Source organism: Winogradskyella marina (assembly GCF_015645385.1).
GTDB classification, from domain to species: Bacteria; Bacteroidota; Bacteroidia; order Flavobacteriales; family Flavobacteriaceae; genus Winogradskyella; species Winogradskyella marina.
Window position 1 is genome coordinate 1 of sequence record NZ_JADOET010000013.1, and the last position, 19,273, is coordinate 19,273.

The 19,273-nt window shown below is 34.1% G+C and carries 15 protein-coding genes; 14 read left to right on the top strand and 1 reads right to left on the bottom strand.

Features of this window, described 5'->3' with window-relative positions; translation table 11 throughout:
* The 7 genes from ITJ86_RS13530 to yidC all read left to right on the top strand — a co-directional run.
* Positions 1 to 408 (top strand): T9SS type A sorting domain-containing protein (locus ITJ86_RS13530; protein ID WP_195872189.1); only part of this gene is annotated, 408 nt, incomplete at its 5' end.
* Between the two features lie 218 nt (positions 409 to 626).
* Positions 627 to 2,162 (top strand): glutamine-hydrolyzing GMP synthase, encoded by a 1,536-nt coding sequence (guaA, locus tag ITJ86_RS13535; protein WP_195872190.1) that lies wholly within the window; start codon positions 627 to 629, stop codon positions 2,160 to 2,162.
* A 56-nt stretch (positions 2,163 to 2,218) separates the two neighbouring features.
* Positions 2,219 to 4,123, top strand: a complete 1,905-nt coding sequence (locus ITJ86_RS13540) for a LysM peptidoglycan-binding domain-containing protein (RefSeq protein WP_195872191.1) — start codon at positions 2,219 to 2,221, stop codon at positions 4,121 to 4,123.
* 100 nt (positions 4,124 to 4,223) lie between these two features.
* Positions 4,224 to 4,766 (top strand): DUF922 domain-containing protein, encoded by a 543-nt coding sequence (locus ITJ86_RS13545; RefSeq protein WP_230080311.1) that lies wholly within the window; start codon positions 4,224 to 4,226, stop codon positions 4,764 to 4,766.
* 78 nt (positions 4,767 to 4,844) lie between these two features.
* Entirely contained in the window at positions 4,845 to 5,072 is a 228-nt protein-coding gene (locus ITJ86_RS13550; RefSeq protein WP_178984662.1) for a DUF3820 family protein, read from the top strand.
* 311 nt (positions 5,073 to 5,383) lie between these two features.
* A complete protein-coding gene (locus ITJ86_RS13555; RefSeq protein ID WP_195872192.1) occupies positions 5,384 to 7,009 on the top strand; it encodes a CTP synthase in 1,626 nt (541 codons plus the stop codon).
* Between the two features lie 115 nt (positions 7,010 to 7,124).
* Positions 7,125 to 9,038 (top strand): membrane protein insertase YidC, encoded by a 1,914-nt coding sequence (gene yidC, locus ITJ86_RS13560; RefSeq protein ID WP_195872193.1) that lies wholly within the window; start codon positions 7,125 to 7,127, stop codon positions 9,036 to 9,038.
* A gap of 247 nt (positions 9,039 to 9,285) precedes the next feature.
* On the opposite strand, the gene ITJ86_RS13565 is transcribed toward yidC, so the two are convergent.
* Positions 9,286 to 10,275 (bottom strand): fasciclin domain-containing protein, encoded by a 990-nt coding sequence (locus ITJ86_RS13565; RefSeq protein ID WP_195872194.1) that lies wholly within the window; start codon positions 10,273 to 10,275, stop codon positions 9,286 to 9,288.
* A gap of 64 nt (positions 10,276 to 10,339) precedes the next feature.
* Here ITJ86_RS13565 and ITJ86_RS13570 point away from each other — a divergent pair, with 64 nt between their 5' ends.
* The 7 genes from ITJ86_RS13570 to ITJ86_RS13600 all read left to right on the top strand — a co-directional run bounded on the left by ITJ86_RS13570 (position 10,340) and on the right by ITJ86_RS13600 (position 19,208).
* Entirely contained in the window at positions 10,340 to 11,050 is a 711-nt protein-coding gene (locus tag ITJ86_RS13570) for a toxin-antitoxin system YwqK family antitoxin (RefSeq protein WP_195872195.1), read from the top strand.
* A gap of 196 nt (positions 11,051 to 11,246) precedes the next feature.
* The gene (gene mnmA, locus ITJ86_RS13575) at positions 11,247 to 12,449 is read left to right on the top strand and encodes a tRNA 2-thiouridine(34) synthase MnmA (protein ID WP_317190630.1); all 1,203 of its coding nucleotides are present in this window, start codon (positions 11,247 to 11,249) and stop codon (positions 12,447 to 12,449) included.
* 310 nt (positions 12,450 to 12,759) lie between these two features.
* The gene (locus ITJ86_RS13580; RefSeq protein WP_195872197.1) at positions 12,760 to 14,373 is read left to right on the top strand and encodes a S8 family serine peptidase; all 1,614 of its coding nucleotides are present in this window, start codon (positions 12,760 to 12,762) and stop codon (positions 14,371 to 14,373) included.
* A 145-nt stretch (positions 14,374 to 14,518) separates the two neighbouring features.
* Positions 14,519 to 15,460, top strand: a complete 942-nt coding sequence (locus ITJ86_RS13585; protein ID WP_195872198.1) for an NAD(P)H-dependent flavin oxidoreductase — start codon at positions 14,519 to 14,521, stop codon at positions 15,458 to 15,460.
* Between the two features lie 148 nt (positions 15,461 to 15,608).
* Positions 15,609 to 17,078, top strand: a complete 1,470-nt coding sequence (locus tag ITJ86_RS13590) for a potassium/proton antiporter (protein WP_195872199.1) — start codon at positions 15,609 to 15,611, stop codon at positions 17,076 to 17,078.
* Between the two features lie 140 nt (positions 17,079 to 17,218).
* Positions 17,219 to 17,728, top strand: a complete 510-nt coding sequence (locus ITJ86_RS13595) for a DUF3124 domain-containing protein (protein WP_195872200.1) — start codon at positions 17,219 to 17,221, stop codon at positions 17,726 to 17,728.
* A gap of 100 nt (positions 17,729 to 17,828) precedes the next feature.
* Entirely contained in the window at positions 17,829 to 19,208 is a 1,380-nt protein-coding gene (locus ITJ86_RS13600) for an MATE family efflux transporter (protein ID WP_195872201.1), read from the top strand.
* Positions 19,209 to 19,273 lie beyond the last annotated feature (65 nt).

A 19,273-nucleotide genomic window follows, 5' to 3' on the forward strand; every position in this document is an offset into this window, starting at 1 on the left:
AGTACTTTGCCTAATGATGTTAACGTATATTTAGAAGACAATGTAGCTCATACGGTTACTTTATTAAATTCTGGTGATTACACGTTAACGCCAAACATGGATTTAAATGGAACAGGTCGCTTCTATCTTCGTTTTTCAAATTCGGTGTTATCCATAATAGATAATGAACTAAATAGTTTACAGATTTTTAGCACAACCAATCCAAAATCAATAGTGATTAAAGGAGTGCTTAATACTGCTACAACTATTAATTTATATGATATTCATGGTCGATTAGTGTTAAATCAATCCATAAATCACCTCAATGACACAAACACTATTGATGTTTCAAGAGTTGGAACAGGAGTATATTTTGTAAAGGTATTGAATGATCATCAAATGAAAACGCAAAAACTTATCATTAGGTAAGCTATAATAGCTGTATCATACTATCGAAAAGCTGTCTTTTTAAAAAGGGCAGCTTTTTTTATTTGTGAGGGTTAATTAAAGTGAGACGACAACGCTAGGCTGAATTTACATCTAGTGTACAAACACCGTTTAATACATCTCAACAGCTTCAAAAGAAAATTAATCTAAAAAATCGGAAATCATAAATCGTAATTCGTAAATCCTTACTATTTTTGCGCATGCAACACAACAAAGTCCTAATATTAGATTTCGGATCGCAATACACACAGCTTATTGCGCGCAGAGTTAGAGAGTTAAACATCTATTGCGAAATACATCCTTACAACAAAATTCCTTCAGACTCAGATAGCTTTAAAGCTGTTATTTTATCTGGTAGTCCAAACTCGGTAAGAGGAGAGGCAGTGCTTCATCCTGACTTAGATAGCATTAGAGGAAAAAAACCAATGCTAGCCGTTTGTTACGGAGCTCAATATTTAGCGCATTTTTCAGGAGGTGAAGTTGCGGAATCCAATACAAGAGAATACGGTAGAGCGAATTTAAGCTTTGTAAAATCTGACGAAGAATTCTTAGAAAATATACACGCAGGCAGCCAAGTTTGGATGAGCCATAGTGATACCATCAAACAATTACCAACAGGAGGTGTACTTTTAGCAAGTACCAATGATGTTGAAAATGCCGCCTATAAAATTGAGGGAGAACAAACATACGCCATTCAATTTCATCCTGAAGTTTACCACAGTACAGATGGACATCAGCTTTTAAATAACTTTTTAATTAAAATTGCTAAGGTTGAACAAGATTGGACACCACAATCTTTTGTTCAAGAAACCGTTGATAGTCTTAAGGAACAGTTAGGAAACGATAAGGTTGTTTTAGGGTTATCAGGAGGAGTAGATTCTTCGGTAGCAGCCATGTTATTGCATAAAGCAATTGGAAAAAACCTCTATTGTATTTTTGTAAATAACGGTTTATTACGTAAAAATGAATTTGAAGATGTTCTGCACCAATACGAAGGTATGGGACTAAATGTTAAAGGAGTTGATGCTTCGGCACGCTTTTTGGATGCTTTAGCAGGACTGAGTGATCCAGAGCTTAAAAGAAAAGCAATAGGCCGTGTGTTTATTGAAGTTTTTGATGATGAAGCACATTTAATACAGGACGTAAAATGGTTAGCTCAAGGCACTATTTATCCAGATGTGATAGAAAGTGTTTCTGCGACAGGTGGTCCAAGTGCAACGATAAAAAGTCATCATAATGTTGGTGGATTACCAGATTTCATGAAGCTTAAAGTGGTAGAGCCGCTTAAAGCTTTATTTAAAGATGAAGTTAGACGAGTTGGTGCGTCTATGAATATGGATAAACAACTATTAGGGCGTCATCCATTTCCTGGTCCAGGATTGGCAATTCGGATTCTTGGAGATCTAACCGCAGAAAAAGTGCGTATATTACAAGAGGTAGATGCTATTTTTATTAATAACCTACGGTCTTGGAATTTGTACGATAAAGTATGGCAAGCAGGAGCTATGTTGCTACCAGTAAATAGTGTTGGAGTCATGGGAGATGAACGTACTTATGAAAAATGTGTAGCTTTAAGAGCTGTAGAAAGTACAGATGGAATGACGGCAGATTGGGTAAATTTACCCTATGAGTTTCTGCAAAAAACGTCAAACGAAATTATAAATAAAGTAAAAGGTGTAAATAGAGTTGTCTATGATATTAGCTCAAAACCACCTGCTACTATTGAGTGGGAATAAATAAAGGACTAAGTGCAAGTTGAATTTGAAGCGTAGTTTGAAGTAAAATAGAATACATGAAAAATATCTTAACCATAATTTTAATTGCTTTTACAATAGGGCTTAGTGCCCAAGGTTATATTGAACATACTGTTAAACCAGGTGAAACAATTGAAAGTATAGCTAAAGGCTATTTAGTAACCGTAGATGATATTTTTGCGTTAAACCCTGATGCCAAACGTAAGTTTCAACCTAATACAGTCTTAATCATTCCAAACTCTAAAGTTAAAAACGACGCTATTGTAGAAGATAGTAGAGAATTAGTTGGCTATAAAAACCATAGGGTAAAACGAAAAGAAACCTTATACGGATTGTCTCAAGAATACGGTGTTTCTGAAGAGGAGATTAAAAAAGCAAATCGCTCGTTGTACTCTGAAAATCTTAAAAAAGGGGATAGAATTAGAATTCCTCGTTTTAGAACAATTGTTTCGCAACAAACTTTAACAAATACAGTTAAAAAATATACGGTTCAACCTAAAGAAGGAAAGTGGAGAATTGCCTATAAATTCGGAATTACTGTTGCAGATTTAGAAGCATTAAATCCATTTATGAATGAAACAATTCAACCAGGAGATGAGCTAAACGTACCTAATATTAACGATAAAGAAGAAAAACAAGTAGAAGCAACTTCTGGTTATTATGAAGTTTTGCCAAAAGAAGGTTTTTTTAGATTAAAGGTAAAGTTGAATTTAACCAAAGCGGAATTAGAAGCACTAAATCCTGAGTTGAAGGAAACAGGTTTAAAAGCTGGAATGATTTTAAAAGTGCCAGCAGGAGTTGCACCTACAGAAGAATTAGAAACTGTTGAGAGCACTAATTTAAAAAGTAACTTAACTAATTTTAAGACTAAAAAAATAGCCTTAATGATGCCGTATCGTCTCGACAGAATTGATGTCGATGCTGTAGACGAAACAAAAGAGATGATAAAAGATAATCGATTATTATCTACAGTATTAGACTTTCATGTCGGAGTTAAGATGGCCTTAGATTCTGCAAAGCAATTAGGGATTTCTACAGATTTAAAGGTTTTTGATACACGCTATCATATTTCGAAAACAGCAGAAATATTAGCAGAGAATGATTTCTCTGATTATGATGCAGTGATTGGACCCATGGAAGAAAATAGTTTTAATCGTGTTGCAATGACATTAAAAGCAGATAATGTGCCCGTAATTGCAGCAATGAGTAAACCAAAACAAGTTTACACTAATGTGTTTCAGACCTTACCAGACGAAAAGTTGTTAAGTAAAGTGATGACAGATTTTGTGAAAGCAGATAGTTTAAAAACTAAAGTGGTTATCATTTCAGATCATGCACATAAAACAAGTAGTGAAGCTTTGCAAAAGGTATTTCCTAACTCTAAATTGATTTTAACGCAAAAAGATAAAAAAGATAAATCAAAAGATGGGTACTTTATTTACCATGCTAATTTAAAGAATGTATTTTCTGAAGGTAGAACATTTGTGTTTCTAGAAACAGATAATTCGTCTTTAGCGTCGAGTGTAGTTAGTATGTTAAATGCTTTAGCGGTAAATAAAACTGAAATTATTTTAGCAACATTAAACAAAGGAAAGGCGTTTGATAAGGATGTAGATAACAATAATTTATCAAACCTCAAATTTCATTACCCTTCAGTACATAAAGACTTTGATGGAACAACATCTAATGGTTTTGTTGAGACCTACAGAAAAGAATATGGAATAGCACCAAGTAAATATGTAGCACGCGGCTTTGATATTACTTTAGATCTTTTAATGCGTTTGGCTACTGCTGATAATTTATATGACGCTTCAATAAACACTATACAAACGGAATACATAGAAAATAAATTTAGATATAATAAAATTCCATTTGGTGGCTATATTAATGAAGCTGTTTATATTGTAAAATACGATGACCTTAAAATTGTGAAGGCAGATTAATATCTTTTAATCGACCATTAATAGTTATTTCCTAGCCTTATATCGCATTTAGTATCCTAATATTGAAAAAGATATTATTTTTAATTCGAAATAATAACGCTTGAAAAATTTACTTATAATTATAACCCTACTTTTTCTTGGAGTACCTTCCAATGAAGAAGCCTCCGTGACTTGGAATGAAACCACCAAGCTTACATGGTCCGATTTTAAAGCATCTCCTGATTTAAAGTCAGGTGCTGTTGCAGTTACGGCTTCAGGGATTACTTTTGGATATTCTGTAAAAACGTCTGATGAAAGAATTGTTGACTTTTCTACAACTGTTCAAGCCCATTTTTACCCTAACAAATCTTGGTATGTAAAAGAAAAAGGAAATGCATACATTTTAGCGCACGAGCAGTTGCATTTTGACATTACAGAACTATACGCACGTAAGTTTAGAGCGCAAATAACCAAATTAACTGTTAACCAGAATGTAAAAGAACAGATGAAGAGGTTGCACGCTACAATTAATGAAGCCGTAAATGAAACTCAAAAACGCTACGATGAGCAAACCAAGCATTCTATGAATAGAGAAATGCAAAAACAATGGGAAGTAACAATTCAGAATGAACTTAGTAAATATGAAGATTTCAAGTCATTGTAGTTTAACTATGTTTCTCAACTTAATGATGTCTTTTCCGATCCACAATCATCTTTTTATTGATACTAAAATTCACTTAAAATGGAATTAGACGGCACAGTTTTAATTGAGTTAGCCCATTACAAAATGCCATTTGGCAAATACAAAAACCAATACCTAATCGATATTCCAGAATATTACTATATCTGGTATCAGCAAAAAGGATTTCCTGATGGAAAACTTGGACGTATGATGGCTCAGATGTGCGAAATAAAAATTAATGGATTAGAAGAGTTAATTTATACGATCCGAAGGGATTTTAGAAAGTAGGTTTAATAGTTTAAACAATGTCTCTCGGAGTATAAGTGCTTTATATCTTTGGTTAAATAATATGAGTTACTAACGCTACCAGGCAAACGAGGTATACGCTTCAGATATAAAATCTATACTATAAATTTAAAAACGACGTCATCATTTTTTGAAGAGCTAAAGGTGTTTGTTTGTAATGATATGTATATCAGTAGGTAAGACTGTCTTTTTTAAATTTTCATCCATAGAAATAATAACATATTAACAAACCATAAACAAATACAAAATAACCCATTAAATTTTGTAATTTTGCCTGCGTTTAAAAGCGTATCATGACTACAAACCCTAAATATATTTTTGTAACTGGAGGCGTGTCTTCTTCTCTCGGGAAAGGCATTATAGCTGCATCTTTAGCAAAACTCCTACAAGCACAAGGTTACAGAGCAACCATTCAAAAATTAGATCCATATATTAATATCGATCCAGGTACTTTAAATCCTTACGAGCATGGAGAATGCTATGTTACGGACGATGGTGCAGAAACCGATTTAGACTTAGGACATTACGAGCGTTTTTTAAACGTTCCAACATCACAAGCTAATAACGTTACAACAGGTAGAATATACCAAAGTGTTATTAATAAAGAAAGACGTGGTGAGTTTTTAGGGAAAACAGTTCAAGTTATCCCTCACATTACTGACGAAATCAAACGAAGAATCCAAATTTTAGGTAACTCTGGTGAGTATGATATTGTTATTACTGAGATCGGAGGAACTGTAGGAGATATTGAATCTTTACCATACATTGAAGCTGTAAGACAGTTGGAGTGGGATCTAGGTGAGCATAATACCTGTGTAATCCATCTAACATTAGTGCCATTTTTATCTGCTGCTGGAGAATTAAAAACAAAGCCAACGCAACACAGTGTAAAAACCTTGATGGAAAGTGGAGTGCAAGCAGACATTTTGGTGTGTAGAACAGAGCATAAACTTAACGATAGTATAAAAACAAAATTAGCGCGTTTTTGTAATGTGAAAAAGGAAGCGGTAATTGAATCTATTGATGCTTCTACTATATACGATGTACCAAATTTAATGCTTGAAGAAGGTTTAGATAAAGTGGTTTTAAATCAGTTGCAACTAAAAAATGTTGTGCCAGATTTAAAACGATGGAATGAATTTTTAGACCGCTTAAATCATCCTAAAAGTGAAGTTACTATAGGTTTAATTGGTAAATACGTAGAGCTTCAAGATTCTTATAAATCGATTCTAGAATCCTTTATACATGCTGGTGCAGAGAATGAAGTAAAAGTAAATGTAGAACCAATTCATTCTGAATATTTATCAGAAAATAATATCGAATTTAAGTTCGGTCATTTAGATGGCGTTTTAGTAGCTCCAGGTTTTGGTGAACGTGGTATTGAAGGTAAAATTGATGCCGTTCGTTTTGTCAGAGAAAATAATATTCCGTTTTTAGGAATTTGCTTAGGAATGCAAATGGCAGTTATAGAATATGCCAGAAATGTACTTAATCTTAAAGATGCGAATTCTGTAGAAATGGATGAGCGCACTCCAAATCCTGTTATTAATTTAATGGAATCGCAAAAAGGGGTCGTAAACAAAGGAGGAACAATGCGATTAGGAACTTGGGATTGTAATCTTGAAAAAGATAGCATTGCCTATAAAGTTTATAATTCAGAAACGATTACTGAAAGACATAGACACCGTTTTGAGTTTAATAACGATTATAAGGCTCAATTTGAAGATGCCGGTATGAAAGCTACAGGTCATAACCCTGAAACAGGTTTAGTAGAAATTGTAGAAATACCTAAGAACGATTGGTTTGTTGGTGTACAATACCATCCGGAATATAAGAGCACAGTGAAAAATCCGCATCCTTTATTTGTTGCGTTTGTAGCTGCTGCCTTAAAATATAAAAACAAAAGAAAGAAAAAATAACTATGCCACTTTGGCGAAAATAAAACTTTGGACAGTTTTTTGGATTGTTCAATCGTTACCATATAAGACCTGTCAAGATGAATATACATGACAGGTCTAAAACTGAAAATTAACCATGGAAGAAAAGAAATTCGACGTTAAATCTATTATAGGCTTTGTCCTCATTTTTGGTATTTTGTTATACATAATGTATCAAAATCAACCAAGCCCAGAAGAGCTTGAAGCACAAAAACTAGCAGAACAAGAGCAGGTTGAAGCTGAGAAAGCAGACAGTAAACAAAATGAGAGTTTAGTTACAACATCGTCAGACTATACAACTAATACTCAAGTTTTAGATTCTACACAAAAAGTTGCTCTTCAAAATAAAGTAGGTTCTTTTGCTTATGCATTAACCTTGCCATCTGCTACAAACGATCAAACTACAGTTGAAACTGATGTTTTTGAACTTAAGTTTAACAATAAAGGTGGTCACTTAGCCGAAGTGAAATTAAGAAACTTTGTCGATTATGATTCTGTACCAATTTATATGGTAAAGGATGATAATAGTGCGTTTAATATCAAATTTGGAACGTCTGATAATAGAACTTTAAATACACAAGATTTTCCGTTTGAACCTTCTGTTTCTCAAAGTGGTGAGAATACAGTTGTGTCCATGAAACTTAAAGTTTCTGAAACAGCGTTTTTAGAATACCGTTACGAGTTAAAACCTGACGATTATATGATTGATTTTTCAATTAAATCTCAAGGTTTAAGTGGAGTTTTTAATACATCGCAACCAATTGAGTTAGATTGGAAACAAAAAAGTATTCGACATTCTAAAAGTATCAGTTACGAAAACCGCTATACAAGGTTAACGTATATGTATGATGATGGCAAGGTTGATAAGTTATCGCAAGCAAGTGATGACGACGAAATTGCTGAAGACGTAGAATGGTTATCTTACAGACAACACTTTTTTAGTTCTATTTTAGTGGCTAATAATAGTCCGTTTAAAAAAGTAGAATTAACATCATTAGATTTAGTAGAAGATGAAGAAATAGATACGCTATATACTAAATTATACACATCAAAAATGCCTTTAGCGTTTAATGGTGGCGAAATAAGCGAAAACTTAGGGCTGTATTATGGACCAACAGATAACGCCACATTAAAAGATTACGATAAAGGACTAGAGGAAAGTATTCCTTTTGGTTGGGGAATTTTTGGATGGATAAATAAAGTGTTATTTATTCCATTGTTTGGGTTCTTAAGTGGTTTCTTACCTTACGGATTTGCTATTATTGTAATGACTATTTTGGTGAAAATTGTATTGTCTTTTGTACAGTATAAGCAGTTCTTGTCTCAGGCAAAGATGAAAATTTTAAAGCCAGAATTAGACGCTGTAAGAGAAAAGTATAAAGACAATAAGTTAAAAGCGCAGCAAGAAACAATGGCTATTCAAAGCCGAGCAGGAGCAAGTCCATTAAGTGGTTGTTTACCAGGTTTAATGCAAATCCCTGTGTTTTATGCCTTATTTATGTTTTTCCCAACAGCTTTTGAGCTAAGACAAAAAGGATTCCTTTGGGCAGACGATTTAAGTTCTTATGATTCTATTTACGACATACCTTTCCATATTCCATTGTACGGTGATCACGTTGCATTATTCCCGATTTTAGCGGCAATAGCAATTTTCTTTTATATGAAAATGACAACTGGTCAGCAAATGGCAACACAGCCAACGCAAGAAGGAATGCCAGATATGGCAAAAATGATGAAGTACATGATTTACTTCTCACCAATTTTAATGTTGGTATTCTTCAACAACTATGCGTCAGGATTAAGTTTGTATTACTTTATATCTAACTTAATTAGTATTGGTATTATGTTAGTGATTAAAAACTACATTATCGATGAAGATAAAGTATTGGCTAAAATTGAGGTCAATAAAAAGAAGCCTAAGAAGCAAAACAAATTTCAGAAGAAAATGGCTGAAATGATGGAGCAAGCTGAAGCACAAAAACAAGCGCAGCAAAAAGGCAAGAAGAAATAAATGATCTTCACTTAATTAATTGATAAAGAAATTATAGCCTCAACATTTTTGTTGAGGCTATTTTTATATAATGATATTTAATTACTCTTGAAGCTATTAACGAAGCTTACATTTTTAAAACGACGACTAATGGCTATGTTTAGGAATACTGTTAGGAGAATAAAAGCCCAAACGTTTTACTGTTTGAGCCTTTACCTAACTAATCAATCAACCTAATATTAATGAGGTGGTATCCCTCTGTTTGTTTTTATTGCATTGGTAAAAGTACTTTATCAATAACATGAACTACACCGTTAATAGACTGTATATCTACTAAACTTGTAACAATATTACTAACACGTGCGTTTGGATCTGTTAACGTAAATGCTGAATTATCAGCAGTAATATCTCCACCTAAAGTTGCTACAGTTCCGTTTGGCAAACTACTAGACTGAACATTTCCACTTACAATATGATAGGTTAAAACAGCATCAACAGTTGCTGGATCTAAATCACCAAGCGATGTGTTTCCAGAAGGGTCTAATTCTATTAGTAAATCTGCAAACGCATCGTTAGATGGTGCAAATACTGTAAACGGTCCAGCTGAAGCGTCAGATACTGTAGAAATATATGGCACTGTTGGTGTACCAGAATCAGCTAATTGTAATGCAGCTACTAAATTAGATAAAGCCGGATTTGTTGTCGCAAAAGTGGCGATAGTTGGTAGTCCAATCACTTCGTCAACAATATGCACAACACCGTTGCTAGCAACGTTATCTGCATTTGTAACAGTTGAAGACCCGTTTAACATAACTCCAGTAGACGTTGTAAAGTATAAACTTAAATTCGCTTGGTTTGGACCTGTTGCTGCTGTATTGGTATAACCAGAACCAGCATTAACCAAATCTGTAGAGCTTGTAACCGAACCAATAATGACATGGTTCAAAAGAATATTCTTTACTAAGGCTTCTTCAGCTGTAGATAAATTTTCTAAATCTAAACCAGTGTCAGTTAATAGTTGTGTGAATGCATCGTTTGAAGGTGCAAAAACGGTAAATGGTCCATCACCTTGTAAAGTAGATGTTAAATCAGTGGCCTCTAAAGCAGCTGCTAAAGATGTTAAATTGTTAGCTAGAGCTACATCCACAACGGTTGTCCGTGTTGGAGTAATTGTGTCGTCATCATCACTACAAGCAGTAGTTCCTATCACTAATAGAAATACTGAAAGTAATTTGAAGGTTTTTAAAATAATTTTCATTGTTTTGAGTTTTTATATTGTTCAACATTCAAACCTCGACTGGTTTGTTTAACAAAATTACAAAATGATTAAACAAAATATTTGTATAATTTTTACTTTAACACTATTTTTAACATCTACCTATGCGCAAAATCCAGTAAATCAGTTCGATAAAGATGGACTACGACATGGTTTTTGGACTAAGAACTATCACAAAACCAATGAGATACGTTACGAAGGGGTGTTTAATCATGGTAAAGAAATCGACTCCTTTAAATTTTACACCTTGTCTGGCGGAAAAAGTGTTTTAAGTGCTATAAAAGTGTTTAATGAGAAGGACAGTATTGCAGATGTGACATTTTTGGCTTCAACAAAGAAAGTGATTAGTGAAGGTAAAATGAATGGCAAACGCTTTATTGGTAAATGGACGTTTTATCATAAGAATTCTGATATCAAAATGATTGAAGAAAACTATAATAACGAAGGTTTGCTTGAAGGCGAACGCTTTGTATATTTCAAAAATGGAACGATTGCAGAAAGTGCCCATTATAAAAATGGAGCCTTAGATGGTGAATCTAAATGGTTTTCTGAGAAAGGTGTTTTGTTAAGACACACACATTATAAAGAAGGTGAACTCGATGGTAAAACCATTAATTACGATGCACTTGGAAACATTACGTCAGAAGGAAACTATAGTAATAGTCAGAAAACAGGTGTTTGGAATTATTACAAGGATGGTGTACTAACAAAAGAAATAAACCATACGACACAAGAAGTTATTTCAAAAAAGGAATAGTTTTAGACTATTAATATTATAGAATTTCAGAATGGCAATCGTAATAGGATTGCCTTTTTTATTTTGTAATTTTGCTGCGGTTTTTTCGAACAAAGACCATAACGTATTCAAATGTTGAATACTTAAATTGTCCTCTTGAGGGGACTTTAGGGGTGTTTTTAGTAACATCTAAATTATTAACTAAAAGATTTCTGCTGTGGCAGGAAATGTTATGAAAAGAGTCATTGTAGGACTGTCAGGAGGAGTAGATTCTAGCGTTGCAGCTTATCTTTTAAAAGAGCAAGGCTACGAGGTTATTGGGTTATTTATGAAAAATTGGCACGATGATTCTGTGACTATTTCAGATGAATGTCCTTGGTTAGAAGATAGTAATGATGCCATGCTAGTGGCAGATAAATTAGGGATCCCATTTCAAACCGTAGATTTAAGTGTGCAGTACAAAGAGCGTATTGTAGATTATATGTTTAACGAATACGAAAAAGGACGCACACCTAACCCTGATGTACTTTGTAATCGCGAAATTAAATTTGATGTCTTTATGGATATCGCTTTAGAATTAGGTGCAGATTACGTTGCTACAGGTCATTATTGTAGAAAAGCTACTATTGAAAAAGATGGAAAGGAAATTCATCAGCTATTAGCTGGTGCAGACCCAAATAAAGATCAATCGTATTTTTTGTGTCAATTATCGCAATCACAATTGGCAAAAGCGCTTTTCCCTGTAGGCGAATTATTGAAACCAGAAGTTAGAGATATCGCTAAAGCACAAGATTTAATTACCGCAGAAAAGAAAGATTCTCAAGGCTTGTGTTTTATTGGTAAAGTAAGATTACCAGAATTTTTACAGCAACAATTAAAACCAAAAGAAGGAGCTATCGTTGAGGTTGATGATGCTTTTGAAGCTTATAATCAAACGCTGCCAAAGTTCGATTCTAAAGAAGAGGAGCTCGAATTTTTATCCAAAAAACCAGTTTATAATCCTAACGATGGAAAAGTAGTTGGGAAACATCAAGGTGCACATTATTTTACTAAAGGACAGCGAAAAGGTCTTGGAGTAGGAGGAACCGTTGAACCATTATTTGTTATTGACACTGACGTTAATGCGAATGTAATTTACACAGGACAAGGAAAGAACCATCCAGGCTTATATAGAAATGTGTTGTTTGTGAGCAACGAGGAATTACATTGGGTCAGAGCAGATTTGGCTTTGTCAGAAGGAGAAACCATGTCAGTTATGGCAAGAATTCGTTATAGACAGGCTTTAGAAGCGGCAATATTACATAAAGTTGCTTCAGGTTTGTATGTAGAGTTTAACAACCCACAATCAGCAATAACCGAAGGTCAGTTTGTGGCTTGGTATTTAGAAGACGAATTGTTAGGTTCGGGTGTAATTTCTTAACTTGCCTTTTAAGAGATAAGTTATTAAATATTGAGTTACTTAGGGTTTTTCCTAAATGATTCTTGCTGAGAATTGTCCCCTTGAGGGGACTTTAGGGGTGTATAGAACAATAAATTGGAAGGCTATTACTTTCGAACACGGTTGTTTCATAAATGCAATAGGTCTTAGCAGTAAAAACCCAATGTCCGTTCGAGGGCAGTAGAACTCTATTCGATGACTTAAAAAGATTTCGACGGCGTTCAACGACCACTAAGTTAAGTGTGAAGCATCGTTATAGGCATATATATACTAATTTTTGAAAGTTAATTCCATGAAAAGAACGTTTACACTACTTCTATTTTTTGCAGTTACATTAGTTTTTGCGCAAGAAGACGCATGGATTTCCCTCACAGACAAGCCGAACGTTGCAGCCTCCATTGCAAATCCTATAAGTATTCTCACACAAAAGGCTATCGATAGAAAACAAAATCACAGTGTAGCGATTGATGAGCGCGATGTGCCTGTAAATGAAACTTATATTTCAAATTTAAAAAGTCAAACTGGCATCACCGTCTTGGCAAAATCTAAATGGTTTAATGCTGTTCATGTTAGAGGTACAGAAGACAATATTAATTCACTTAGCAATTTGTCGTTTGTTGAAAACATTGATTTTGCAAATCAGAATTTGGATACGTCTTCTAGAGGTACAGTAAGATTAGACAAAACAGCTATCGAAAACGAAACAATAGCTTTTACGTATGGTGATACCCAAAATCAGGTGGAAATGATTAATGTTGATCAACTTCATCTGTCAGGTTTTACAGGAGAAGGTATGACAATTGCCGTAATGGATGCAGGATTTCCAAATGTGAATACTATGGCGGCATTTCAAAGACTGCGAGATAATAATGATTTACTAGATGGTTATGATTTTGTGGATAGGACTTCAGCTATTTATGCTTTCGCAGGAAGTAATCATGGTACAAAGGTGTTAAGTACAATGGCTGGCTTTATTCAAGATCAGTATGTTGGCACTGCACCTGATGCATCTTATTATTTGTTTAGAACCGAAGACCCAGGAAGTGAAAATCCGGTTGAAGAAAGCTATTGGGTTGAGGCTGCAGAACGAGCAGATAGTTTAGGTGTAGATATGATTAACACTTCATTAGGTTATACGGTTTATGATAATTCTAATTACAGTTACACGCCAGATGATATGAATGGGCAAACGACCTATATTTCTAAAGGTGCTTCCATTGCTGCTGAAAAAGGAATTTTGGTCGTCGTGAGTGCAGGTAATTCAGGAGCAACAGAATGGCAGACGGTTGGTTCACCTGCAGATTCGCCAAACGTGTTGAGTATTGGAGCGGTTAATGCAAATGAAGACTATGTGTCATTTAGCTCGCAAGGTAGTACAGCGCAAGTGGGTTATCAAAAACCAGATGTGGTGGCTAGAGGTGGAGCTGCTTATGTAATAGACGAGTTTGATAATATCGTTCAGAATAATGGTACATCGTTTAGTGGCCCTATTATGTGTGGAGGTATTGCGAGTTTATGGCAAGCTATTCCTGATGTATTACCAACTGAAGTTATGAATTTAGTAAGGCAATCCGCCTCACAATTTACAACACCAGACGATTTTTTAGGCTATGGTATTCCAGATTTAGATGTCGCAAGAACTATGGCTCTATCTCTTGATGAATCTGAGCTGGAACGGATTCAGTTGTTTCCAAATCCTGTAAAATCTTATTTACATATCGAGATACCTTCAAACTTTAATCAAGTGGAAGTTTCAATTTATAACCAATTAGGTCAAGAAATTTTTAATCAAATAGTGACTAAACATTCAAAAACGATTGATGTTTCAAATTATACATCGGGATTTTACATGATGAAAGTTTCTACTGAAAACAATTCAAAAACATTCAAAATTATAAAAACTTGAAGTTAAGCCACAGCGTGGCGAAATATTAATTTAAACATGTCACTCCTCTGGAGTTTAAACAAACAAATGTATCTTGACTATTATTAATATAAAGCTTCAATAAAAACTTAATTATAAAACTCAAGACTAAAAAACCAATTCAGAAATGGCAAATAGAATCACATCACTTTTCAATATAAAATATCCAATTATACAAGCAGGAATGATTTGGAATTCTGGCTGGAGATTAGCCTCAGCAGCAAGTAATTCAGGTATATTAGGTTTAATAGGTGCAGGTTCAATGTATCCTGATGTGTTGCGTGAGCATATTCAAAAATGTAAAGCGGCGACTGATCAACCTTTTGGTGTTAATGTACCTATGTTGTATCCGAATATTGAAGAAATTATGAATATTCTTGTAGAAGAAGATGTGAAAATTGTGTTTACTTCTGCCGGAAATCCAAAAACCTGGACCAAATGGTTACAAGATAAAGGCATAACGGTTGTTCATGTGGTAAGTAGTGTAAAGTTCGCCTTAAAAGCACAAGCTGCAGGTGTCGATGCTATTGTAGCCGAAGGTTTTGAAGCCGGAGGACATAACGGACGCGATGAAACCACGACCTTAACGTTGATTCCAATGGTAAAGGAACAACTTCAAATTCCATTAATCGCAGCAGGTGGCATCGCAACCGGAAAAGCCATGCTAGCTTGTATGATTTTAGGAGCGGATGGAGTACAGGTTGGAAGCCGCTTTGTAGCCAGTGAAGAGTCTTCTGCGCACCAAGCATTTAAGCAAGTGGTTATCGATGCCAAAGAAGGGGATACCCAATTAACCTTAAAAGAATTAGCACCAGTACGATTGGTGAAAAACAAATTTTTTAATGACATCCAAGACTTATATAAAACTAGTCCAACACCTGACCAACTGAAAGAATTACTTGGAAGAGCCAGAGCCAAACGTGGTATGTTTGAAGGCGATTTAGAAGATGGTGAGCTTGAGATTGGACAAATTGCAGGTTTGATTCATGATGTAAAACCAGTTACTGAGATTGTGGAAGATATGGTTAATGAGTTTGAGGACGCTAAGAAAACCATGAGTTTATTTTAAAATAACCGTAAACGCCTATGAATATGATAAATAATGCGGTTTTATTTTTTGTATAATTCAATATTCTACCTTTTTTTAACGATTATTACACCAACTACTAGTAAGAAAAAAGTTAATTTTGCGCTTACTAAATTTCAGCTACTAACGGATGAATTTAACCACCGAGAATATACTTTTAATTGGCTCACTATTACTTTTTATAAGTATTGTTGTAGGTAAAACATCATATAAATTTGGTGTACCAACATTAATACTTTTCTTAGCTATTGGAATGCTTGCAGGCTCTGATGGTATTGGAGGTATTCGCTTTGATGATCCTAAACTGGCCCAGTTAATTGGTATTATTTCTTTAAATTTTATATTGTTTTCGGGTGGTTTAGATACCAATTTTAAGGCTATAAAACCCATACTTAAAGAAGGACTCATCTTATCAACACTTGGTGTTTTTCTTACTGCAGCAACATTGGGAACATTTGTCTGGTATGTCACAGATTTTACAATCTATGAAAGTATGTTATTGGGTTCTATTGTGTCTTCTACTGATGCTGCCGCTGTATTTTCTATTTTACGATCAAAGAATTTAGCTTTAAAAACAAATTTAAGACCAACATTAGAGTTAGAAAGTGGAAGTAATGATCCTATGGCTTATGTTTTAACATTGGCGTGTTTAAGTTTGGTTATTAATCAGGATCAGTCTTTTCTCAATATGATTTTTATGTTTTTCCAGCAAATGATCTTAGGTGGTATTGCAGGTTTTGCTTTTGGGAAATTGAGTGAGATGATTATTAATAGAATTAAATTGGGTTTTGAAGGCCTTTACCCAGTTTTAGTTATTGCTTTAATGTTCATTACATTTTCAGCAACGGATTTTGTGGGAGGAAATGGGTTTCTCGCTATTTATATATGTGCGGTTTACTTAGGAAATCAAGATTTAATACATAAATCGACCATTTTAAAAATGTTTGATGGAATAGCATGGTTAATGCAAATCGTTTTATTCTTAACCCTAGGTTTACTCGTTTTTCCTTCACAAATAATACCTTATATGGGAATTGGCTTACTCATTTCTGTATTCCTAATTTTAGTGGCAAGACCAATAAGTGTATTTATAAGTTTAATGTTTTTTAAAATGAAACTTAAAAGGAGGTTCTACATTTCGTGGGTTGGTTTACGTGGTGCTGTTCCTATTGTATTTGCAACGTATCCACTTTTAGCGGGAATTGATAAAGCCCCTATGATTTTTAATATTGTATTTTTTATCTCGGTGACTTCTGTACTAATTCAAGGTACAACCTTATCTCTTTTTGCGAAATGGTTAAATGTTGCACTACCAGAAAAGATAAAGCCTATTGCAGAAAATGATCGCTACATTCTTAATCTACCGAAATCTGCAATGGAAGAAATTTTAGTGACAGAGAATAGTTTCGCTGTAGACAAACGTATTATTGATTTACATTTTCCAAATTCTGCATTTATTATAATGATTAAACGGAATGATAAATTTGTGCGTCCAGGTGGATCTACAGTTATTGAAGCTAACGACATCTTAGTTTTACTCTTGGATAATGAAGATAGTTTAGCTGAAGTGAAGGACATATTAAAAGTAACTAATGGTTAATTACTAGTCCAATAGCTTATTTATTGCGCTTAATATTCTTTGTTTTTTATTTGCAGTTTTAAAATTAATCTGTATAATTAAGTGCTTAAATAAATTATATCTGTCGTTTATCTATGAATCATAAATCAAAATTTCACAGAATGAAAAGAGTCTTAGTTTTATTTGTTGTGGTTTTTGGTTTGTATTCTTGTAATGAAATTTTAGGTAAGGTTGAATTTGAAAAAGTTAAATGGGATGATCGTGAAGCGACTATAAAAAATGTAGACACGTTAACGTCTGGTCAGTCGTATTTATCTATTTATTCTCAAATTAACAGTTATTCGCATAAAAAGATTTATAATCTTACAGCTATGGTAAGTCTTAGAAATACGAGTATAAAAGATAGTATTTACCTTTTTAAAATAGACTATTTCGATAGTGATGGCTCCTTGTTTAAATCTTATATTGATAACCCTATTTTTATAAGACCTATGGAAACTGTTGATATCGTCATTGATGAAGTAGAAGTTGCGGGTGGCACAGGACCTAATTTTATTTTGGATTGGAAAACACCAGAAAACTGTCCTGAACCTATTTTTGAAGGTGTTATGACTTCCACTTCTGGTCAGCAAGGCCTATCATTTATAACACAGGCCAAAAGAATAAAGTAAATATTCATATTGTTTATAGGTTATTTTAAGGCCTATCATCTTCTTAATTATTTAGCAAATAATTCACTTTTAAAACTAAAAGGAGTAGTACTTTTGCTGCATGGTTTTAAGCAACTACACTAAGGAATTTAGATACAACCTGAAGCTCGCATCCCCTGTGATGCTGGGTATGCTTGGTCATACTTTTGTGAGTTTTATAGATAATATAATGGTTGGTCAATTAGGTGCAGCAGAGTTAGCAGCTGTATCTCTAGGAAACAGTTTTATTTTTATTGCCATGTCCATTGGTATTGGGTTTTCTACAGCCATTACACCTTTAGTAGCTGAGGCTGATTCTGAAGGAAATTTTGAAAAAGGAAAATCAGTATTTAAGCATGGACTGTTTTTGTGTACGGTATTAGGCTTGGTGCTATTTGGGATTTTATTATTCGCAAAGCCATTAATGTATATAATGGATCAGCCAGAAGAGGTGGTGAATTTAGCAATACCTTATTTAGATTTGGTTGCGTTTTCATTAGTTCCATTAATTGTTTTTCAGGCATTTAAGCAATTTAGTGATGGTTTGTCATTAACTAAATATCCTATGTATGCGACAATTCTTGCCAATCTTCTCAATGTTGCCATTAACTATGTTTTAATTTTTGGAAAGTTCGGTTTTCCTCAAATGGGAATTGTAGGAGCAGCAGTCGGAACCTTAGTATCTCGTTTTGTAATGGTGGCGTATTTATGGTGGTTATTAGCAAAACGCGAAAAATCGAAATCCTATGTTACTAATATTAAATTCTTTCAACTAAGTAAACAACCCATTAGAAAGTTGAGCAATTTAGGCTTACCAAGTGCGATGCAAATGTTTTTTGAAGTTGGAATTTTTACAGCTGCCATTTGGTTAAGCGGTACATTAGGAGCTAATGCGCAAGCGGCAAATCAAATTGCATTAAATCTATCTTCCATGACCTTTATGGTAGCAACAGGATTAAGTGTTGCGGCAATGATTAGAGTAGGAAACCAAAAAGGCTTAAAAGACTTTACGGCATTAAAACGTATTGCAGAATCCATATTTCTTGTCGGTTTTATTTTTGCTGTGATTTTTGCACTGTTTTTTGTAGCGTTTCATCAGTTCCTTCCAGATTTGTATGTGGATTTAGACGATCCTGAAAATGCATTAGATACAGCAGAAGTGGTAAGTATTGCTGCAACTTTACTTTTAGCAGCAGCCGTTTTTCAAATTTCAGATAGCCTGCAGGTTATTGCTTTGGGGGCTTTACGTGGACTTCAAGATGTTAAAATGCCGACTTTAATTACCTTTATTTCGTATTGGGTTGTCGGTTTTCCTATCAGTTATTATTTAGGAAAAGCAGACGCTTATGGTAGCTTAGGAATTTGGATTGGACTTATTGCAGGACTAACTGTAGCTGCCATTCTTTTATTTATACGATTCAATTTACTGACTAAAAAATTAATAGCTAAATCAATACAATAAGAACAGAGTTTTAGGAGGTTTTGATATTGTAATATTTATCGAGTAGCTCATTCAAAATCTATATA